Below are 20,017 nucleotides of genomic sequence, written 5' to 3' on the forward strand. Positions count from 1 at the left end.
CGGTTTTTACGGGTCCGCACCGTCCGTTTTAGCACAGAGCGTGACAAAAATCTTTGAGAGTCGCGGAGTAAAAAAATTGCTATGATGCGGCGTCGTTATTTCTTTGCGCCCACTACGGTGTACCCCAATCCAACTCTGGCGCGGCATGCGCAGCAGAGGCAAAGAGTGCAACGCATAATGGCTCATGGATCGGTCTGATAGCGCAGCACCAGCGTGACGAATCAACAGTTCGGGTTCCTACCCCCAAGCTTTACGAGGAAGATCTATGGATCAAGCCGGTATCATTCGTGATCTGCTTAGCTGGCTGGAAAGCCATTTGGACCAACCCTTGTCGCTGGATAACGTGGCGGCCAAGGCAGGCTACTCCAAATGGCATCTGCAACGGATGTTCAAAGATATTACCGGTAACGCCATCGGTGCTTACATCCGGGCAAGGAGGCTGTCCAAAGCCGCCGTCGCGCTGCGTTTGACCAGCCGGCCGATTTTGGATATCGCCCTGCAATATCGCTTCGACTCGCAGCAGACCTTCACCCGCGCCTTCAAAAAACAGTTTGCGCAGACGCCGGCGCTGTACCGCCGCGCCGAAGACTGGAACGCATTCGGCATCTGTCCGCCGATCCGTCTGGGAGCCTTCACCCTGCCGCAGCCGGAATTCGTCTCGCTGCCGGACAAGCACCTGGTCGGCCTGACCCAAAGCTACTCCTGTACGCTGGAACAGATCACCACCGTGCGCACCGAACTGCGCTCACAGTTCTGGCGTCAGTTCCTCGGTGACGTCGAAACCCTGCCGCCGGTGCTGTACGGGCTGCACCACTCGCGACCGAGCCAGGAGAAGGACGACGAACAGGAAGTGCTGTACACCACGGCGCTGGAGCCGGATCAGGTGCCTGACAAGGTACAGGAAGGCCAGCCGCTGGTGTTGCCGGGCGGTGAGTTTGCGATGTTCAGCTACGAAGGGCCCACCGAGGGACTGCAAGACTTTATTCTGACGGTCTACGGCACCTGCCTGCCGGCGCTCCAGCTGACGCGTCGCAAAGGGCACGACATCGAGCGCTTCTATCCGAAAGGCGAGCGCCGTCCGCATCAGGCGCCTATCGAGATCAAGTGCGATTACCTGATCCCGATTCGGCGTTAACGCTGCAGTTCATCCAACGCGGGCATGTCCAAATGCGTGACATCGCCCGCCGTTTCCACGATCCAGCCGGAAGCCAGCCACGGGCTCTGCTGGTGATCGACGCGCGACAGTGAGCAGTTGCGCAAGCGCAGGCGGCGTTCCGCATAGGCCGGCAGCCCCAGCACCGTACTGATCAAACACCCCAACGCGATGCCATGACTGACGAGCAGCGGCTTGCTGCCTTCAGGCAGCATCAGGCAACTCTCCAGCGCGGCGCGCATGCGCTCGCCCAGCTCCTCCATGGATTCGCCTTGAGGGATACGGCCGTCAGGAGTACCATCGACCATCTGTTTGCGCCACTGCTCTTCCTGCGGCGTCAAACTGTCGATCAGGCGTTCTTCCAGAACCCCCATGTGCAGCTCACGCAAACGCGGATCGCTAATCACTTCGCAGCCACAGGCGTCGGCGATGATCTGCGCGGTGCGCCGCGTGCGCCCCAGATCGCTGGTAATGATGTGCGTAATGCCTTCTTTGCTGACGCGCCTGGCGACCAGACGGGCCTGGTGTTCACCCATGGCGGTTAACGGGCTGTCGGACTGACCCTGGATACGGCGAGCCGCGTTCCATTCCGTTTCGCCATGGCGAACGAGGTATACCTGTAACATTTTTGTTTTCCGTTATACTGCGTGAAATTTGCGTTTATCCCCGGCCCGGCGGCGCTTTTGCCGCTGCCCGGCGTATCGGCCAGAAGGATATCAAACCCGTTATGTACCATGTTGTCGCTGCAACTACCAACCCGGCAAAGATCAAGGCTATTCAACTCGCCTTCGATGACGTCTTTGGCGCGGGCCAATACCGCATTGAATCCGTTGACGTCGCCAGCGGCGTCTCGCTGCAGCCGATAGGCAACCACGAAACCCGCACCGGTTCGCGTCAACGCGTCATGGAAGCGCGCCAGGTCAGGCCCGAGGCCGATTTTTGGGTCGGCGTGGAAGCCGGGATTGAAGAGAATATGACCTTCGCCTGGATGACCATCGAGAACCCGCACATCCGTGGCGAATCCCGCTCGGCGAGCCTGATGCTGCCGGAAGTCATCTTACAAGGTATTCGCGCCGGTCGCGAATTGGGCAGCGAAATGGCGGCGATCACCGGCAACGCCGAGGTGAAACGTCAGGGCGGCGCCATCGGCGTCTTCACCGACGGCCGGCTGAGCCGCACCAGCGTTTACCACCAGGCGCTGCTGCTGGCGCTGGTGCCGTTCCACAACGCCATCTATCAGCAATAACGCTGAGTCTGCTAGGGCGCGTCGTGCAACAGCTGCTGCTCAAGCCACTGTTTCAGCGCGGGTGAAGCCGCTTTCAGGCTGTTCGATCCGCGGGTGATGGTGGCGATCCCCGCGCCCAGTTCATTTTTTAACTCGCGCTGGCTCATCTCGCCGCGCATCAGTTCCTGAATGATCCGCACCCGGGTGCCCAGCGCGGTGCGCTCGTCCGGCGTCAACATCAGCTGCAGCAGCGGTTGATGCAGTTCTTGCGCAAAGGAATTCTGCAGCAGCGCGACGAAGCGCAGCCAATCCTCATTGCCTTGTTCTGAAAGAGCGGGGTCGTTTAACGATAATTGCGTCATGGCAGCCACCATACTATTTAACTAGTACAGCAGCATACCATAGGGCCGTCAAAATCAATAACGTCTCTGCCACTCGGCGTCGGTCAGCACCTTGGCCGGCCGGTGCGTCAGATAACGGTAAAACGCATCATAAGCCAGCACGTTCTTGACGTAGCCGCGGGTTTCAGAGAACGGAATGCTTTCGATGAATGCCACCGGATCGATCCGCCCCGCGCTGTTGCCCAGCCAGGTATTCACCCGCGACGGGCCGGCATTATAGGCGGCGCTCGACAGAATGCGGTTGCGGCCGAACTGCTGATAGACCGACTCCAGATAGCTGGTGCCAATGGTAATATTGGTCTGCGGATCGAACAGTTGGCTCGGGCCGACATAGCCGGGAATATTGTACATCTGCACCGTATGCTGCGCGGTGCGCGGCATCACCTGCATCAGGCCGGTAGCGCCAACCGGCGACTGCGCTTTCGGATTCCAGGCGCTCTCCTGACGCGCGATCGCCATCGCGTAGCTGGTGGTGATCCCCTTGTCATCGGTCGCGCGGCGGAACTCCTGCGGCCAGGCGACCGGGAAACGCTCCTCCAGATGATCCCACAGCTTGCCGACGATGGTCGCCTGCACGCTCAGATCGGCCCATTTTTGCTCAAAGGCGTAGCGCGCCAGCGCTTCTTGTTCCGGCCGGCTGCGGCTGGCGACATACGAGCCCCACTCGCTGCGGGCCAGGTTGTCCATATTCCAGTACATCAGCTCACGCACCCGGGCGACCTCCGGCCCGTCGACCAGCGACGTGCGCGGCTTGGCCGCCACCGCCACCATCACCGGATAAGTGGCGTTCAGCTTCTGCGCCGCGACCATCGGATAGAAGCCGCGTTCGGTCATCAGGTTACGCAACATCTCCTCGCCTTCGGCGCGTTTGCCTTCGTCCATCAGTTGACTGGCGCGCCAGTAGCGCCACTCATCCTTGTTGCGCGACTCTTCCGGCAGGCGGGCCAGCCAGGTCGCGACGCCCTGCCGATCGCCGTTGCCCAACGCCATGCGTACTCGGCGCTCCAACAGCGAAGGCGAACGGCTGCGCAGAATCACCTGATCGCGCCACTGCGCCTGCTCGTAGGTAGCGTCGCTGCCCATCAGGCGCCAGGCCACCGCCTCTTCCAACCCCAGCCGTTCGTCGTCGCTCATTTTCTGCAACCGCGCGAGCGTCGGGATCATCGCCCGCGCGTTTTCCACATCCTGCCGCGCCAGGCGTTCAAAGGCGATGCCGGTGGCGGCACGGGTAAAGTCAGTCGGCCCCACGCTGCGGGCGAAGGCTTCCACGGTGGTCGGATCGTTTTGCAAGCGCACCAGGGCGTTGCCCATGGTTTGATAGTCGGCCGGCAACTGGCCGTAAAGGTTGCTGACCAGCGAACTGTTACCCTCTTTCAACGCCAGCTTCATGCGCGCCAGAATATCCAGCGGCGTTTGCTTGCCTGCGCCGCGCCAGACGCTGAACAGACGATCGCAGGCGCTCGGCAACGTTTTGCCGTTCAGCCACAGTTCATCGGCGCCGCTCCAGGCCGCCTGCTGGTCACCGGTAGCCCATTTGGCGTAGTAATAGTTGCAGCGCGCAGCCACCGGTTTGGGCGGCTGCGCGCTGAAGGCCAACAGGGTGCGCCACTCTTCGCGCCGCGCCAGTTCATTGACGAAGCGCGGCACCAGTGATTTCGCCGGCGGCAGCGTCAGGTGGCGTTTGATAAAGTCGTTCACCTCGGAGAACCCCGCCTGGCTCAGATCCTGTGTCAGCTCGCGGTATTCCAGGTAAGGATAAAGCGGGTAATCGCGCAGCGTCGGCATCAGCTGCGCCACCACGTCCATTTGATTGCCGTCCCACGCCTGTTTGATCTGCTGGTAACGCTGACGTTGCGCATCCAGAGAATCCGCCAGCGCCGCGCCTGAAAACGCCGTCAGACACAGGCCCATTGCCAACAGCCGTCGCTTGTCCACCTTGACCATCCTCGCTCTTTCCTCACTGGTTGTACCGCAGGAGCCGCCCAGCTCCCCGGTGACCGCCGCACCACGGCGCCGCGGGACAAAATAAAGCCGGGCGCACGGCCCGGACGCGGATATCTACCATAGACAGCGCAATCGCTTATCCATTCAATACTGTAGAAGAAGAAGTGTATCGCCATGACGGGGGCCAGGTAAAAAACGTTTACTTTGGCTGACAAATCAGGCCGGCGGGATATTTCCAGCCACCGGATTTTTATTAGCTGCCCCGGCACTTATTGGAGAAGTAAAATACTTTTTAATTATTAGCCATCACATTATTGCATTTTCGACATGACGCCGCCGTTGCGCAAATCGCCTGACAGCAGGCTAAACGCGCCAACTTTGCAGAAAAGCGGTGGCAAACCCGGGTGGGCATTTTTATACTATCAAAAATAAGTAAGATAATTCCGAGAAAACAGCACATAAAGCGCCCAACGAAGACATCTTATAATACAATCCGCGCCAATTATGGGTTAGATAGTGTTCATTAGGCAGTGCGACTGACAGCTTTCAGCAAAACGATTGTCCCTTCAAGCGGGCCGGATTTTTCCTTGTCAGGCCACGGCCTGCGGGCGGTGGATCAGGCCGGAATGGCGGGTGAAGATGGTGAATAAGACCGCGATAGCGATGCGTTGCGCAAAAAGCCCCGAACCGGGCTTCCTTGACGCACGCCTGAATATCGGCCGCCTGCTGCTGATCGTTTTGTTGGTGCTGCTGACGTTGTCCGAGCCTGCGCACGCCGCCGCTGATCCCTATCAAAAGCGCACGCACGCCGTGACGACCGTGGTGGTAGGCATCATCAGCTACGCCCGCTGGTCGCGTGAACCCAATCCGATCCGCTTGTGCGTGACCGCACCCACCCAGTATGCCGAAGGGCTGTTCGATCCGATCCTGCTGAGCGCGCCGCGTCCGATTAAAGCCGAGCGCGTGCCGTTCGACAGCCCAACGCTGAGTACCGGCTGTGATGTCATCTACTTAGGAAACATCACCGCCGCGCAGAGACAAAATTTCATGCAGCGCATTTCCGGCAACTCCATTCTCAGCATCAGCGAGAACGATAGCGAATGCTCCGCCGGCAGCGCATTTTGCCTGCAGATTGATGGGGACCAGGCCAGCTTCAAGGTCAACCTGGACGCTCTGGCGCGCAGCGGCGTGCGCGTTCACCCCAACGTGCTGCAGCTGGCACGCAAACAGGCGCCGCCGCTATGAGGCTGTTGCGTAGAAACCGCTCCGGCAATGCGCGCCCGACGCTGGGCCGAGTGCTGCAGCGGGTGCATCTTGGGCTGGCGCTGATCGCCGTCGGCACCGCCGGCATCTTTTTGACGCTGGTGGCGCTGTTTGCGCTGCGCGCCTATGCCAATCACAACCTGCACCTGATCGCGCGCTCCATCAGCTATACCGTCGAGGCCGCCGTGGTGTTTGAAGACCGCACCGCCGCGCGCGAGGCGCTGATGCTGATATCCTCCAATGAAGAGGTATCGGACGCGCGGATCCTCGACAACAACGGCAAGATGCTGGCCAACTGGCGCCATCCTACCGATGGGCCGCTGCACGGCCTGGAGCAGATCGTCGCGCACTGGGCGCTGCCCGAACCGGTCATTCTGCCTATCACCCACGAGGGCAAACAGGTCGGCCAGGTCTGGCTGAGCGGCAACGGCGGCAGCCTGCTGCGTTTCCTGTTGCGCGGCATGGTCGGCATGATCGCCTGCCTGGTGCTCAGCACCCTGTGCGCCCTGGTGCTGTCGCGCCGCATGCTGGTCGGCATCGTCAGTTCGCTGGACGATATCGCCAACGTGGCGCATGCGGTGCGCCGCGATCGCACTTTCGGCCTGCGGGTGCCGTCGGCGCCTATCGCCGAGCTGCATGAGCTCAGCAACGATTTCAACGGCTTGCTCGACGAGCTGGAGGCCTGGCAGGCCCATCTGAAGCAGGAAAACGACTCGCTGGCGCACCGGGCGACGCACGACAGCCTGACCGGTTTGCCGAACCGCGCCTTCTTCGAAGGACGGCTGAGCCGGGCGCTGGGCGATATCGAATCGCCGGCGAAATTGGCGGTGCTGTTTATCGACGGCGATCGTTTCAAGGAGGTGAACGACAGTTACGGCCACGCCGCAGGCGACGCGGTGCTGACCACCATTGCCGGACGCATTCGCGCGCAGTTGCGCGAGACCGATCTGGTCGCCCGCCTGGGAGGGGATGAATTCGCCGTGCTGTTGGCGCCGGTACACGGCACGGAAGATGTCTTGCAGATCGCTGACAACATCATCGACTGCATGACGCAACCGGTCATTTTGCCGAACGACGAGGCGGTCATCACCTCTCTGAGTATCGGTATTGCGCTGTACCCTGATCACGCGTCGACGCCTCAGGGTCTTTTGCACGAAGCTGACGATGCGATGTATCAGGCAAAGCATCGTTATAACGGAGGCTGGCGGCTGGCTATACATAAATAAGAGCCCCGGCTATAACACTTGAACTAGGGATTTTGACTATGATACAGCAACTGTTTAAAGGTCGTTTTTCACTGCTGGCGATGGCGTTCGTCGCCCTGCTGGCGCTCGCCGGCTGCCAGAGCAAACCGCAGGGCCTGACGCCCGAGCAGGTTGCGCTGCTGCAATCGCAGGGCTTCAAACTGACCGATAACGGCTGGGAGTTCGGCCTGTCGGATAAGGTGCTGTTCGGCAACAACATCGGCAAGCTGAACCCGGAAAGCACCGAGACGGTGCAGAAGATGGGCCGTGCGCTGCTGAGCGTCGGCATCACCAAGTTCCGCCTGGACGGCCATACCGACAACTACGGTGAAGACAGCTATAACGATCAGCTTTCCCTGCGCCGCGCCGATGCGGTGGCCGATCTGCTGGCCAGCGTCGGCATTCCGCGCGCCAATATCGAAACTCGCGGCATGGGCAAGCGCGATCCCGTTGCCGATAACCGCACCTCCAGCGGCCGCGCGGAAAACCGCCGCGTCGCGATCGTCGTCACGCCATAAGCCACCAATATGCGCCTTTATCGGCGCATAAACGGTTATACTTGGCGATCGCTGAGCGATGTCTGGGATCCGAGATCGAAACGGGCTACACTCATGCCGCCAGACATCCTATAAATACTGATATAGAGAGGCTTAGAGCAACGTGGCTCAATACGTCTATACCATGCACCGCGTCGGCAAGGTGGTACCGCCGAAGCGTCATATTTTGAAAAACATCTCCCTGAGCTTCTTCCCTGGGGCCAAAATCGGCGTGCTGGGCCTGAACGGCGCCGGTAAGTCCACCCTGCTGCGCATCATGGCCGGCATCGATACCGATATCGAAGGGGAAGCGCGCCCGCAGCCGGGCATCAAGATCGGTTACCTGCCGCAGGAGCCGCAGCTTAACCTCGAACACACCGTGCGTGAATCGGTGGAAGAAGCGCTGGCGGAAGTGGTCGGCGCGCTGAAGCGCCTGGACGAAGTGTACGCGCTGTACGCGGAAGAAGGCGCAGACTTCGACAAGCTGGCCGCCGAACAGGGCCGCCTGGAAGAGATCATTCAGGCGCACGACGGTCACAACCTCAACGCCCAGCTGGAACGCGCCGCCGATGCGCTGCGCCTGCCGGACTGGGACGCCAAAATCGCCCACCTGTCCGGGGGTGAACGCCGCCGCGTCGCGCTGTGCCGCCTGCTGCTGGAAAAGCCGGACATGCTGCTGCTGGACGAACCGACCAACCACCTGGACGCCGAGTCCGTGGCCTGGCTGGAACGCTTCCTGCACGACTTTGAAGGCACCGTGGTGGCGATCACCCACGACCGTTACTTCCTGGATAACGTGGCCGGCTGGATCCTCGAACTCGACCGCGGCGAAGGCATTCCGTGGGAAGGCAACTACTCGTCCTGGCTGGAGCAGAAAGACGCGCGTCTGGCGCAGGAAGCGTCCGCCGAAGCCGCTCGTCGCAAGTCGATCGAGAAAGAGCTGGAGTGGGTGCGTCAGGGCGCCAAAGGCCGTCAGTCCAAAGGCAAGGCCCGCCTGGCCCGCTTTGAAGAGCTGAACAACACCGAATACCAGAAACGTAACGAAACCAACGAACTGTTCATTCCACCTGGCGCGCGCCTGGGCGATAAAGTGGTCGAAGTCAGCAACCTGCGCAAGTCTTATGGCGACCGCCTGCTGATCGACGACCTGTCGTTCTCGGTGCCGAAAGGCGCGATTGTCGGCATCATCGGCCCGAACGGCGCGGGTAAATCCACGCTGTTCCGCATGATGTCCGGTCAGGAGCAGCCTGATTCCGGCAGCATCGTGCTGGGCGACACCGTCAAACTCGCTTCCGTCGATCAGTTCCGCGACAGCATGGACGGTTCGAAAACCGTCTGGGAAGAAGTCTCCGGCGGGCAGGACATCATGCGCATCGGCAACACCGAGATGCCGAGCCGCGCCTATGTCGGGCGCTTCAACTTCAAGGGCGTCGATCAGGGCAAACGCGTGGGCGAGCTGTCCGGCGGTGAGCGTGGCCGTCTGCACCTGGCCAAGCTGCTGCAGGTTGGCGGCAACGTGCTGCTGCTCGATGAACCGACCAACGACCTGGATATCGAAACCCTGCGCGCGCTGGAAAACGCCCTGCTGGAATTCCCTGGCTGCGCCATGGTGATCTCGCACGACCGTTGGTTCCTCGACCGTATCGCCACCCACATCCTGGACTACCAGGACGAGGGCAAGGTGGAATTCTTCGAAGGCAACTTCACCGAGTACGAAGAGTACAAGAAGCGCACGCTGGGCGCCGATGCGCTCGAGCCGCACCGCATCAAGTACAAAAAGATCGCCAAGTAATACCCAAGGCGCCGCATGCGGCGCCTTTTTTTTACCCCCGCGCCAACTCGCGCGCGTAATCGTCGAACGCCGGGTGCTGCAGCACCACATCGATGAAACAAGCCAGCGCCGGGGAGTTCAGCTTGCGGCTCGGGTAGACCAGATACAGCTCGTTCCCTTCCGCACGCCACGCCGGCAACACCTCCACCAACAGCTTCTGCGCCACCACCTCGCGGCTGAGAAACGCCGGCAGCAACGTGATGCCGGCACCGGCAATGGCGCATTCGCGCGCATACAGCAGGTTGTCGGTGGTGTGCGCCAGCGGCAGCTGCCAACGGTAGTAGTCATCGCCGCAGCGCAGGTTCCAGGCCGTCCAGGCGCGGTGGGCGATGCAACGATGCTGCTGCAGTTGCTGCGGATGTTCGATCGGCGGGTGCTGCGCCAGGTAGGACGGCGCCGCCAGCAGATAGCGCGGCGCGTACCCGAGGCGTCGGCCGATCAGCGAAGAATCCTGCGGCTTGCCGGTGCGCAGCGCGGCGTCGTAACCTTCCTGCACCAGATCCACCATGGCGTCGGACACCGACACCTCCAGCGAAACGTCCGGGTACTGGCGCTGAAAATCCGCCGCCAGCCGCGCCACCAGGGTCGCCCCCAGCCCGGCCGGCGTCGAGATGCGCAGGCGCCCGCTCGGGTTATCGCGCAGCCGCTGCAACGCCAGATCGGCGCGTTCGGCAGCGGACATCATCGCCTGACAATGCTCCAGATAACGCTCGCCAGCGAAGGTCAGGTTCAGCTGGCGCGTAGTACGATTGAGCAAGCGCAGCCCCAGCGTCTGCTCGAGCTGGCTGATACGCTGGCTGACGCTGGATTTCGGCAACCCGACGCGCTGCGCGGCGGCGGTGAAGCTGCCGCACTCCGCCACCAGCGCGAACAACGCCATGTCCTGCAGCTGTTTGAATTCCATTGTTCACCTTAAACGAACACTCCGTTAGATATTGTCCATCTTATCACCCCACTGTCGCGGGTCTACACTGGGGGCATCATTTGAAAGGAGTACAATCATGTCGATAAAAGCCATTGCCGTAGACCCGCAGAACCCCGCCAGCTTCATCGAAATCTCACCGGAGATGCCGGTTCCCGGCCAGTACGATCTGCTGGTGGAAGTGAAAGCGGCGTCGGTCAACCCGGTGGACACCAAAGTGCACGCCGGCCTGCAGAAAAGCGGCCTGCAGCAGCCGCGCGTCCTCGGCTGGGACGCCAGCGGCATCGTGGTGGGCGTGGGCAGCAGCGTCAGCGGCTTCAAGCCCGGCGATGAAGTGTGGTACGCCGGCGACATCACCCGCCCCGGCAGCAACAGCAGTCACCAACTGATCGACTCACGCATCGCCGCGCACAAACCGCGCAGCCTGAACTGGGCCGAGTCCGCCGCCATGCCGCTCACCGCCCTCACCGCCTGGGAGGCGCTGTTCGAACACCTGAACATTCAGGACGCGCCGGAGCACAAGACGCTGCTGATCATCGGCGGCGCCGGCGGGGTCGGCTCGCTGGCCATTCCGCTGGCCGCATTGCGCAGCAAGGTGCAAGTGATCGCCACCGCATCAAGACCTGAATCCGCCGCCTGGTGCCGTGAGCGCGGCGCCGATCTGGTGGTGGACTACCGCGATCTGAAGGGCAACCTGGCGCAGCACGGCATCGAGCAGGTGGATTACATCCTGTGTCTGAACGATACCGACGGCCACTGGCCGGCGATGGCCGAACTGATCGCGCCGCTCGGCCATATCTGCACCATCGTCGAGAACGCGCAGCCGTTGGATCAAAACGCGCTGAAGCTGAAAAGCGCCGCGCTGCACTGGGAGTTCATGTTCACCCGCAGCATGTTCACCACCCCGGACATCGCGCAGCAGGGCCAGATCCTGCAGCAGGTGGCGCAGCTGCTGGACGAGGGCAAGCTGAGCACCACGCTGAGCGAAACCCTGCACGGGCTGTCGGTAGACACGCTGACCGCCGCGCATCAACAGCTGCTCGGCGGCCATATGCAAGGCAAGCTGGTGATCGCTTACTGAGCCTGAATCGCGGCGGCGCAGCGCGCCGCCGTTACTGCGGACGAACGAAGCCGACGCACAGCATCTGCTCGTCACTATGCGGATCGGCGCGGAAGGTCAGCGTCTGCTGCCAATCGAGGCGCATCTTCGGCCAGTGGGCCAACTCGCCGCCAAAGTCGCTGTGCGCGCAGTCTTCACCCAACCGCCCGAACAGGGCGACGCCGTGCTGCGCAATCTGCGGATAGCTGATGTTGACGTTGTAGATATTCGGCCGCGCATGATTGGACCAACGCGTAATGGTCCGCGGTCGGGAACCGGCGTACACCGTCATCCACTGCGACAGGTATTCGCCGCCGACGTAGCGCAGTTCAACGCCATACCGCTCTTGCCACTGCCGCTCCACCCCGGCGCTGAACGCCTTGATACCCACCATTTTCTGACCGGCGTTGCGCACGTTGCCCAGCATCACCGCGGCATACCCCAGATAGACCGCCAGCGCCGCACACATCAGCCCAATGGTTGCCGCGCGCAGCGAACGCACCGGCGGCTGGCGCACGCAACCGACCAGCAGCGCGGGCGCCAGCATGAAGAAAGGCTGCAGCCATTCGGTCAGCCGGCCGCCGACGTTGAAAGAGAACCAGAAGGTAATGATGCCGAGCGGCAACAGATAGACCCACAGCAACACCCGCATCGGCAACGCCGGTGGCCAGGCCAGCACCGCCCCGCTGCGCCGCAGGATCCCCCACAGCACCAGCGACGGATAGAACACCAGCAGCAGCGACTGCAGCATATCGAGGTTGAGCTGCATCTTGATCTGCGAATCCACCCACTTGAAGGCGGCAAAGTCGTGGTTCCACAACCAGAACACGTTCGGCAGCACCAGCGCCAACCAGATCGCCACCGCCAGATAGAACTGCGGCTGGCGATAGCAGCGGCGGATCTGCGGCACGAACAGCGTCGACAGCGCCGCGAAATAGACAAAGGCGAAGGTCGAGTACTTCGCCATCATCGCCAGCCCGGCGGCCAACGCGAAGGCCGGCCACCAGTTGGCCGAACGCGAAATAGCCAGGTGGAAAAACAGCGCCATCCACGGCCACAGCATCACCAACAGGTAATTGTCGTTGTAGGGAATGATGTCGAAATTGATGATGCCGGACAGGTTGAGCGTCAACAGCGCCATCCAGGCCAGCGAGGTGCTGCCGCTCAGCCGGCGCGCCAACAGCCAGACGCCCAACATGCCGATGGCGATGGCGATGAAGTGCCCGCCATACCAGTACAGGTTCAGCGGCAGCCACGAGAACCCGATCGCCGGCTGCATCGCCGCCCCGACCAGCCACGGGTTTTTCGGTGAGCCCCACTCACCGTTGAGGCCCCAGTTGAGCGCCTCGACGGCGTCGTAAGGCAGGGTAGGATCGAGATGAACAGTCAGCAGCGTCCAGGCTGCGGCATAGCAGACCAACCAAAGAGCGAGCAAGCGATAAGACATGTCTTCTTCTGAGCGTTATGGTAAAGAAAATCTTACCGTAGTCGCTGTCGAATGAACCATGTTTAAACAAGCCGTTAAATGTGCGCCCGGGCGGCCGTTTCTGCCGCCGCGACCGCACATTCCGCTAATTTTCTCAGCCTGCGGCGTGATGCTGGGCGGGCGCGTTCGCCAACCGGCCGGCGTCCGCCGCCAGCAACTGTTGCACCAGCTCGACGCAGCGCAGAAAACGCTCTTCGTAATCGCTGGACTCAACGTGCACATACTCGATGTCGTTGGCGCGCAGCATTTCCTCCAGCAGGCGCTGGAACGCCAGACGATCGGCGGTGCTGCCGAGGCTGCGCAGGCCGTCCGCCACCCACGGCGTGTTGTTTTCCAGCAGGATCACCAGATCGAAACGGTATTCGTCGATCAGCGCCTGCACGAAGGGGTGTTCACGCCCCTCGTACTTTTTGCAAAACGCCTGGGTGGTGACGAAATCGGTATCGATAAACGCCACCTTGTTGGCGTACTTGACCGCGAAATCCACATATTGCGCCTGCCCGAGGGCAATTTTGTCGTAGTCGGAGTATTGCAGCGCCATCTCGTCGCCGCCCAGGTGCGAGAACACGTAATCGCGGCCATATTCCCAGGCGCTGGTGGTGTTGAAGATGTTGGCCAGCTTGTTGACCAGCGTCGATTTGCCGCTCGACTCGCCGCCGAGGATCGCCACGGTGCGCACGAAGAACGGCTTCACCTCGGTCGGGATGTAATCCCAATAGCGGAATGGATCCTGGCGGATCTGATTGCCGCTGATGTTCATGAACGAACGCTCGGGATCGACCAAAATGGTTTCGATGCCCAGATGCTCGCGGTAGCGCGGCGCATCCTGCGCTTCGCTGGAATAAATGAAGCTCGGCACGATCCCCTTCTGTTCCATAAAGGCCTTCATGCCGTCGCTCCACACGTTCCAGCCGTGCGGATAGGGTTCGATGCCCTGCTCGTCGAACGAGTGGATATGGATGTTTTTCTGATACTTGAAGGTCTGCAGCAGCCAGCGCAGGCGATCGCTGACCGTCGGCTGTTGCGACATTGAACTGTTCTCGAACAGCTCGCGGTCGCGAGGTTCGTCGTGGCACAAAATAACGTGCAACTCGTCCACCTGGCTGCAGGCGCGCTGGATCAGATAGATGTGGCCGGTATGCAGCGGGTAAAATTTACCAAACACCACGCCGACTTTAACCTCTTTGCGCGGGAACTCCAGCCCGAGAAAACGGTGCAGCGCCTCAAGTTTTTGCGCGCTCGGGCTTTTGATTTTGTCGTTCAACAGCTGGCTCAGATAGCCCTTGGTCATGCCGCTGGCATCCGCCACCTGCTGCAGCGTGCAGCCCTTTTGCTTGATGGACGTCTTCAGGTAATCAAATTGCGGCATGGCCACCTCCGTTTAATATGCTAAACAAAATAGCATATCTTGCTCGCCGTCGGCGACATTAATAAAACCCTTCCAGCACGTCCAGCGCGTCCGCCAGCTTCTTGACCCCGAACACCTGCATGTTGGCCGGCGGCTTTTTCGGCATATTGCCGTGCGGCACGATGGCGCGCTTGAAGCCGTGCTTGGCCGCTTCGGAGATGCGCTCCTGGCCGCTCGGCACCGGGCGGATCTCCCCCGCCAGCCCCACTTCGCCGAACACCACCAGATCGTTCGGCAGCGGCCGATCGCGCAGGCTTGAGACCAGCGACATCAGCAGCGCCAGGTCGGCGCTGGTCTCGCTGACCTTCACCCCGCCGACCACGTTGACGAACACGTCCTGATCCGACATCTGCAGCCCGCCGTGCCGGTGCAGCACCGCCAGCAGGATCGCCAACCGGTTCTGTTCCAGGCCCACCGCCACGCGGCGCGGGTTGGACATCATCGAGTGATCCACCAGCGCCTGGATCTCCACCAACAGCGGCCGGGTGCCTTCCCACACCACCATCACCGAGCTGCCGGAAGTGACTTCATCGCCGCGGCTAAGGAAGATCGCCGACGGGTTGCTGACTTCGCGCAGCCCCTGTTCGGTCATGGCGAACACCCCCAGCTCGTTGACCGCGCCGAAGCGGTTCTTGTGGCTGCGCAGGGTGCGGAAGCGGGAATCGGCGTCGCCGTCCAGCAGCACCGAACAGTCGATGCAGTGTTCCAGCACTTTCGGCCCGGCCAGCGAGCCGTCTTTGGTGACGTGGCCGACCATCACGATCGCCACGCCGCGCGTCTTGGCGAAGCGCGTCAGGTAGGCGGCGGTTTCCCGCACCTGCGCCACGCTGCCCGGCGAAGACTGAATGTCCGCCATGTGCATCACCTGAATCGAGTCGATCACCATCAGCTTCGGCTGTTCCTGCTCGGCGATCAGGCAGATCTGCTCGATGCTGGTTTCCGACAGCATGTTCAGGCCGCCGGTCGGCAGCCCCAGACGGTGGGCGCGCATCGCCACCTGCTGCAGCGATTCCTCGCCGGTGACGTACAGGGTTTTCATCTGTTCAGACAGTTTGCACAGCACCTGCAGCAACAAGGTGCTCTTGCCGGCGCCGGGGTTGCCGCCGATCAGAATGGCGCTGCCGGGCACCACGCCGCCGCCCAGCACGCGGTCGAATTCGAGAAAGCCGGTGGTGAAGCGCGGCAGCGCCTCCAGGCTGATTTCCGACAGCTTCTGCACCTTGCTGACGCCGGCGTCGCCGGCATAGCCGCTGAGGCGATCGTTGCGCGCCGCTGCGGGCGACGCGGCCAAACGCACTTCCGTGATGGTGTTCCAGGCCTGACAGGCGCTGCACTGCCCCTGCCAACGCGGATAGTCCGCCCCGCACTCATTGCACACAAATGCCCGTTTTGCCGCTTTTGCCACGTCTTACCTCAATCTTTCGTTATCGCACTTCGTGTTTCAGGCTGCCGGTGAGAATACACAGCACGCCCATCAGATCCGCATGCCGGATCGCCACCTGCGCTTTTTCATACACTTTCGGCTTGGCGTGGTAGGCGATGCCCAACCCCGCCGCCTGCATCATTTTCAAATCGTTGGCACCGTCGCCGATGGCCACGGTCTGCGCCAGCGGGATCTCCAGCTTCTCCGCCAGCCGCAGCAGCGTATCGGCTTTGAACTGCGCGTCCACCACCGGCCCCAGCACTTCGCCGGTCAGCTTGCCGTCGCGGATCTCCAGCTCGTTGGCCGCCGCCGCCACCAGCCGCAGCCGGTTACGCAGGTATTCGGCGTAGTAGGTGAAACCGCCGGAGGCGATCGCCACATGCCAACCCATCGCCTGCAGCTTGCCCACCAGGCTGGTCAGCCCCGGCATCAGCGGCAGCTCGTCGCGCACCTGCTTGAGGATGTTGGCGTCGGCCCCTTTCAGCGTGCCGACGCGCTGGCGCAGGCTGGCGGTAAAGTCCAGCTCGCCGCGCATCGCGCGTTCGGTGACTTCCGCCACCTGTTCGCCGACGCCCGCCAGCTTGGCGATCTCATCGATGCATTCGATCTCGATCGCCGTCGAATCCATATCCATCACCAGCAGCCCCGGCGTGCGCAGGTGCGGGATCTTGCCGAGCGGCGCCACGTCCAGCCCGCTCTCCGCCGCCAGCAGCTTGGCGCGCGGCGTCAAGGTGCCCGCCAGGCGCACGACCTGATAGTCGTCCACGCCCCAGGCGGTGACGATCACCATCGCCGCGCCCAGCTTGCGTTGGAATTGCGTAATGCGCGCCTTGTCCAGCTTTCTGCCGTATAACAGCCACCCGGTATTGCCCGCCCGGTAGTCCAGCGGCATCACTTCGTCGCCGCTGAGCGAAAGGGGAAGACCCGGCCATTGAGAGATCTCCGCCGGAAGATCGCAATAGGTCAGACTGTTTGACATCATTGACTCCTGAATGGACAAAAACGCTGCATGATAAAACGACGCATCAAGCTATCCTATCGCCAGCGGTTCTGGCAACATAAAGTGTCCCCGATGCCCAAGGAACCTGCATGGCTCGCGCTAAACTGAAATTTCGCCTGCACCGCACCGCTATTATCCTGATTTGCCTGGCTTTGCTGGTGCTGCTGATGCAGGGCGCCTCTTATTTTAGCCTGAGTCACCAAATGGCGCGATCCGAGCAGGTGGAAGAGTTGGCGCAGACGCTGACCAAACAGGTCGCCTACAGCCTGGCGCCGCTGCTGGACGACGACGGCAACAACCCGCGCATCGACGCCATCCTCAAGCAGCTCACCGATCACAGCCGCATTCTCGACGTCAGCGTGTATCAGCTTGACGGCACGCTGGTCTCCCACGCCGGGGAACAGATAAGTATACGCGATCGCCTGTCGCTCGACGGCAAACGCGCCGGCAGCTACTTCAACCACCAGTTGGTCGAATCCATTCAGGGCAAAGACGGCCCGATCGGCTTTATCCGCATCACCCTCGACACCCACGTGCTGGCGACCGAATCCAAGCAGGTGGACAACACCACCAACCTGCTGCGCCTGATGATCCTGCTGGCGCTGGCGATCGGCATCATTCTGGCGCGTACCCTGCTGCAACACCGCCGCAGCCGCTGGCAGCAGTCGCCATACCTGTTGACCGCCAACACGCCACTGGAAGAAGGCAATACGGTGGAAGACGACGAAGAGGATGCGCCGGAAACAAAGCAGGAAGCGCCGAAGAAGGAATAACTCAGGCCAGGCGTTGAATGCGTTCGTGCCGATTTCTTGTCCTTTCGGTGAATAGATTGTCCGTAACAACGGGATCCACAACCAATTGAAAGGTAAAGCGTTAGCCAAAACTGGCCAAGCGGAATGAATAGATTGACGGGCGGGCGCCATGACGACGCCCGCCGCGGTATTACGCTTTGTCGCCCAGCAGCACGGATTCCAGCGCGATAACGATCATTTCGTTAAAGGTGGTCTGGCGTTCCGCCGCCGTGGTCGCTTCGTGACGCAGGATGTGGTCGGACACGGTGCAGATGGTCAGCGCCTTACAGCCGAACTCTTCGTACAGCTCCGCCGCCACGCCGTAGATGCCGGCCGCTTCCATTTCCACGCCCAGGATGCCGTACTTCTTCATCACCTGGAACATGTCCGGATCCGGGGTGTAGAACAGATCGGCGGAGAAGATGTTGCCCACGCGCGCCGGGATGCCCTGCGCAGCCGCCGCGTCGACCGCGTTGCGCACCATGTCGAAGTCGGCGATCGCCGCGTAGTCGTTATCCTTGAAGCGCAGACGGTTCACCTTGGAGTCGGTGCACGCGCCCATGCCGATCACCACGTCACGCAGTTTGATATCGTCACGCACCGCGCCGCAGGAACCGACGCGAATGATCTTCTTCACGCCGAATTCGGCAATCAGCTCGCGCGCATAGATGGAGCAGGACGGGATGCCCATGCCGTGGCCCATTACGGAGATGCGGCGGCCTTTGTAGGTGCCGGTGAAACCCAACATGCCGCGCACGTTGTTCACTTCCACCGCGCCTTCCAGGAAGGTTTCGGCGATGTATTTTGCGCGCAGCGGGTCGCCCGGCATCAGTACTACGTCAGCGAAATCACCCATCTCAGCATTAATGTGCGGCGTAGCCATAATTTTCTTCCTTTAGAAATCTTATTTAATAAAAACGTCAAACATCTAAGCCTTGAATTTCGAGTTGCAGCCAGGCAGCTAGCGGGTGAATCCCCAGGAACTTACTTGAGTAAGCGACTGGGGTTCACGCGTGAAGCTAACAACGCTGCGGCTTGAAAGACAGGGCTTAGAACATGGTCTTACCGTAATCCATCGGCGACAGGCCAAAATAATTGGCGACGGTCTGGCCGATGTCGGCGAAGGTCTCGCGGTGGCCCAGCGAGCCCGGCTTCACTTTCGGGCCGTAAACCAGCACCGGGATGTGCTCGCGGGTGTGGTCGGTGCCCGGCCAGGTCGGATCGCAGCCGTGGTCGGCGGTGAAGATGATGATGTCTTCGTCTTTCACCAGCTTCAGCAGCTCCGGCAGGCGGCGGTCGAACAGCTCCAGCGCGGCGGCGTACCCCGCCACGTCGCGGCGGTGGCCGTAAGAGGAGTCGAAGTCCACGAAGTTGGTGAACACGATGGTGTTGTCGCCGGCCTTTTCCATTTCAATCAGGGTCGCGTCAAACAGAGCATCGATGCCGGTCGCCTTCACCTTCTTGGTGATGCCGACGTTGGCGTAGATGTCGGCGATTTTACCGATCGACACCACTTCGCCGCCCTTCTCGTCCACCAGCTTTTTCAGCACGGTCGGCGCCGGCGGCTCTACCGCCAGATCGTGGCGGTTGCCGGTGCGCTGGAAGTGGCCCGGCTTATCGCCGACGAACGGACGCGCGATCACGCGACCGATGTTGTAACCGCCTTCGGTCAGCTCTTCACGCGCGATTTCGCACAGCTCATACAGACGATCCAGGCCGAAGGTTTCTTCATGGCAGGCGATCTGGAACACCGAGTCAGCGGAGGTGTAGAAAATCGGCTTGCCGGTTTTCATGTGCTCTTCGCCCAGCTGATCGAGGATCACGGTGCCGGATGAGTGGCAGTTGCCCAGGTAGCCCGGCAGATTGGCGCGTTCGACCAGTTTGTCCAGAAGCGCCTGCGGGAAGCTGTTGTGCTCGTCCTTGAAGTAGCCCCAGTCGAACAGCACCGGCACGCCGGCGATTTCCCAGTGGCCCGACGGCGTGTCTTTACCGGAAGAGAGCTCGCTGGCGTAAGCGTAAGCACCGATGATGTCGGCGTTGCGATCCAGCCCCTGTGGGAAGTTGCCGGTGGACTCTTCCGCCGCTTTGCCGAGGCCCAGACGGCTCAGGTTAGGCAGCGTCAGCGGGCCCTGGCGGCCCACGTTGGCTTCACCGCGCGCGCAAACCTCGGCGATGTGGCCCAGGGTGTCGGAACCCTGGTCGCCAAAACGTTCGGCGTCTTCGCTGGCGCCGATGCCGAAGGAGTCCAATACCATAATAAATGTGCGTTTCATCTGTGCTCTCCTGCGTGT

At 61.4% G+C, this 20,017-nt stretch carries 18 protein-coding genes; 8 read left to right on the top strand and 10 right to left on the bottom strand.

Annotated features, from left to right (window positions below; all coding sequences use genetic code 11):
- The first annotated feature begins 265 nt into the window (after window positions 1–265).
- Entirely contained in the window at window positions 266–1,135 is an 870-nt protein-coding gene (gene robA / locus ACP39K_RS14425) for an MDR efflux pump AcrAB transcriptional activator RobA (RefSeq protein WP_033641224.1), read from the top strand.
- On the opposite strand, the gene gpmB is transcribed toward robA, so the two are convergent.
- Window positions 1,132–1,779 (bottom strand): 2,3-diphosphoglycerate-dependent phosphoglycerate mutase GpmB, encoded by a 648-nt coding sequence (gpmB, locus tag ACP39K_RS14430; protein WP_004933012.1) that lies wholly within the window; start codon window positions 1,777–1,779, stop codon window positions 1,132–1,134. The two genes, robA and gpmB, sit on opposite strands and share 4 nt — an antisense overlap.
- Before the next feature lie 101 nt (window positions 1,780–1,880).
- On the opposite strand from gpmB, the gene yjjX reads away from it, so the two are divergent.
- Window positions 1,881–2,399, top strand: coding sequence for an inosine/xanthosine triphosphatase (gene yjjX / locus ACP39K_RS14435; protein WP_004933015.1), 519 nt, complete (start codon window positions 1,881–1,883; stop codon window positions 2,397–2,399).
- An 11-nt stretch (window positions 2,400–2,410) separates the two neighbouring features.
- On the opposite strand, the gene trpR is transcribed toward yjjX, so the two are convergent.
- A complete protein-coding gene (gene trpR / locus ACP39K_RS14440) occupies window positions 2,411–2,740 on the bottom strand; it encodes a trp operon repressor (RefSeq protein WP_016929152.1) in 330 nt (109 codons plus the stop codon).
- Between the two features lie 54 nt (window positions 2,741–2,794).
- A complete protein-coding gene (sltY, locus tag ACP39K_RS14445; RefSeq protein WP_497008602.1) occupies window positions 2,795–4,723 on the bottom strand; it encodes a murein transglycosylase in 1,929 nt (642 codons plus the stop codon).
- Window positions 4,724–5,362: 639 nt separating this feature from the next.
- On the opposite strand from sltY, the gene yfiR reads away from it, so the two are divergent.
- The 4 genes from yfiR to ettA all read left to right on the top strand — a co-directional run bounded on the left by yfiR (window position 5,363) and on the right by ettA (window position 9,558).
- Window positions 5,363–5,968, top strand: a complete 606-nt coding sequence (gene yfiR / locus ACP39K_RS14450) for a regulatory sequestration protein YfiR (RefSeq protein WP_015376603.1) — start codon at window positions 5,363–5,365, stop codon at window positions 5,966–5,968.
- Window positions 5,965–7,212, top strand: coding sequence for a diguanylate cyclase DgcN/YfiN (gene dgcN, locus ACP39K_RS14455; protein ID WP_033641222.1), 1,248 nt, complete (start codon window positions 5,965–5,967; stop codon window positions 7,210–7,212). The genes yfiR and dgcN overlap by 4 nt, the downstream gene beginning before the upstream one ends.
- 38 nt (window positions 7,213–7,250) lie before the next feature.
- Window positions 7,251–7,748 carry an outer membrane lipoprotein YfiB gene (yfiB, locus tag ACP39K_RS14460; RefSeq protein WP_016929155.1) on the top strand — a complete coding sequence of 166 codons (498 nt, stop codon included), beginning with the start codon at window positions 7,251–7,253 and terminating at the stop codon, window positions 7,746–7,748.
- Between the two features lie 142 nt (window positions 7,749–7,890).
- Entirely contained in the window at window positions 7,891–9,558 is a 1,668-nt protein-coding gene (gene ettA, locus ACP39K_RS14465; protein ID WP_025159620.1) for an energy-dependent translational throttle protein EttA, read from the top strand.
- A gap of 31 nt (window positions 9,559–9,589) precedes the next feature.
- On the opposite strand, the gene ACP39K_RS14470 is transcribed toward ettA, so the two are convergent.
- Complete coding sequence (locus ACP39K_RS14470; protein ID WP_016929157.1) at window positions 9,590–10,501, bottom strand: LysR family transcriptional regulator; 912 nt, start codon at window positions 10,499–10,501, stop codon at window positions 9,590–9,592.
- Between the two features lie 97 nt (window positions 10,502–10,598).
- On the opposite strand from ACP39K_RS14470, the gene ACP39K_RS14475 reads away from it, so the two are divergent.
- Window positions 10,599–11,600 (top strand): zinc-binding alcohol dehydrogenase family protein, encoded by a 1,002-nt coding sequence (locus ACP39K_RS14475; RefSeq protein WP_033641221.1) that lies wholly within the window; start codon window positions 10,599–10,601, stop codon window positions 11,598–11,600.
- Window positions 11,601–11,631: 31 nt separating this feature from the next.
- Here the strand turns inward: ACP39K_RS14475 and ACP39K_RS14480 are convergent, their stop codons facing one another.
- From ACP39K_RS14480 to serB, 4 genes are all read right to left on the bottom strand, one after another.
- Window positions 11,632–13,065, bottom strand: a complete 1,434-nt coding sequence (locus ACP39K_RS14480; protein WP_028127869.1) for a glycosyltransferase family 39 protein — start codon at window positions 13,063–13,065, stop codon at window positions 11,632–11,634.
- A 133-nt stretch (window positions 13,066–13,198) separates the two neighbouring features.
- Window positions 13,199–14,473, bottom strand: coding sequence for a multifunctional transcriptional regulator/nicotinamide-nucleotide adenylyltransferase/ribosylnicotinamide kinase NadR (nadR, locus tag ACP39K_RS14485; protein WP_016929160.1), 1,275 nt, complete (start codon window positions 14,471–14,473; stop codon window positions 13,199–13,201).
- Window positions 14,474–14,531: 58 nt separating this feature from the next.
- On the bottom strand, window positions 14,532–15,917 hold the full coding sequence (gene radA, locus ACP39K_RS14490; RefSeq protein WP_028127870.1) for a DNA repair protein RadA: 1,386 nt from the start codon (window positions 15,915–15,917) through the stop codon (window positions 14,532–14,534).
- A gap of 19 nt (window positions 15,918–15,936) precedes the next feature.
- The gene (gene serB, locus ACP39K_RS14495) at window positions 15,937–16,914 is read right to left on the bottom strand and encodes a phosphoserine phosphatase (protein WP_016929162.1); all 978 of its coding nucleotides are present in this window, start codon (window positions 16,912–16,914) and stop codon (window positions 15,937–15,939) included.
- Window positions 16,915–17,024: 110 nt separating this feature from the next.
- Between serB and ACP39K_RS14500 the strand changes: the two genes are divergently transcribed.
- Window positions 17,025–17,708 (top strand): YtjB family periplasmic protein, encoded by a 684-nt coding sequence (locus ACP39K_RS14500; protein ID WP_004933054.1) that lies wholly within the window; start codon window positions 17,025–17,027, stop codon window positions 17,706–17,708.
- 169 nt (window positions 17,709–17,877) lie between these two features.
- On the opposite strand, the gene deoD is transcribed toward ACP39K_RS14500, so the two are convergent.
- Together deoD and deoB are read right to left on the bottom strand one after the other, a co-directional pair.
- A complete protein-coding gene (gene deoD, locus ACP39K_RS14505; RefSeq protein WP_004933059.1) occupies window positions 17,878–18,609 on the bottom strand; it encodes a purine-nucleoside phosphorylase in 732 nt (243 codons plus the stop codon).
- A 166-nt stretch (window positions 18,610–18,775) separates the two neighbouring features.
- A complete protein-coding gene (gene deoB, locus ACP39K_RS14510) occupies window positions 18,776–19,999 on the bottom strand; it encodes a phosphopentomutase (protein ID WP_016929163.1) in 1,224 nt (407 codons plus the stop codon).
- Between the last annotated feature and the right edge of the window lie 18 nt (window positions 20,000–20,017).

This window comes from Serratia sp. EC4, assembly GCF_059652115.1.

Bases quoted from the DNA above. Each gene is read 5' to 3' on its own strand.
- robA (WP_033641224.1), top strand. From the start codon at position 266: ATGGATCAAGCCGGTATCATTCGTGATCTGCTTAGCTGGCTGGAAAGC.
- gpmB (WP_004933012.1), bottom strand. From the start codon at position 1,779: ATGTTACAGGTATACCTCGTTCGCCATGGCGAAACGGAATGGAACGCG.
- yjjX (WP_004933015.1), top strand. From the start codon at position 1,881: ATGTACCATGTTGTCGCTGCAACTACCAACCCGGCAAAGATCAAGGCT.
- trpR (WP_016929152.1), bottom strand. From the start codon at position 2,740: ATGACGCAATTATCGTTAAACGACCCCGCTCTTTCAGAACAAGGCAAT.
- sltY (WP_497008602.1), bottom strand. From the start codon at position 4,723: ATGGTCAAGGTGGACAAGCGACGGCTGTTGGCAATGGGCCTGTGTCTG.
- yfiR (WP_015376603.1), top strand. From the start codon at position 5,363: ATGGTGAATAAGACCGCGATAGCGATGCGTTGCGCAAAAAGCCCCGAA.
- dgcN (WP_033641222.1), top strand. From the start codon at position 5,965: ATGAGGCTGTTGCGTAGAAACCGCTCCGGCAATGCGCGCCCGACGCTG.
- yfiB (WP_016929155.1), top strand. From the start codon at position 7,251: ATGATACAGCAACTGTTTAAAGGTCGTTTTTCACTGCTGGCGATGGCG.
- ACP39K_RS14470 (WP_016929157.1), bottom strand. From the start codon at position 10,501: ATGGAATTCAAACAGCTGCAGGACATGGCGTTGTTCGCGCTGGTGGCG.
- ACP39K_RS14475 (WP_033641221.1), top strand. From the start codon at position 10,599: ATGTCGATAAAAGCCATTGCCGTAGACCCGCAGAACCCCGCCAGCTTC.
- ACP39K_RS14480 (WP_028127869.1), bottom strand. From the start codon at position 13,065: ATGTCTTATCGCTTGCTCGCTCTTTGGTTGGTCTGCTATGCCGCAGCC.
- nadR (WP_016929160.1), bottom strand. From the start codon at position 14,473: ATGCCGCAATTTGATTACCTGAAGACGTCCATCAAGCAAAAGGGCTGC.
- serB (WP_016929162.1), bottom strand. From the start codon at position 16,914: ATGTCAAACAGTCTGACCTATTGCGATCTTCCGGCGGAGATCTCTCAA.
- ACP39K_RS14500 (WP_004933054.1), top strand. From the start codon at position 17,025: ATGGCTCGCGCTAAACTGAAATTTCGCCTGCACCGCACCGCTATTATC.
- deoD (WP_004933059.1), bottom strand. From the start codon at position 18,609: ATGGCTACGCCGCACATTAATGCTGAGATGGGTGATTTCGCTGACGTA.
- deoB (WP_016929163.1), bottom strand. From the start codon at position 19,999: ATGAAACGCACATTTATTATGGTATTGGACTCCTTCGGCATCGGCGCC.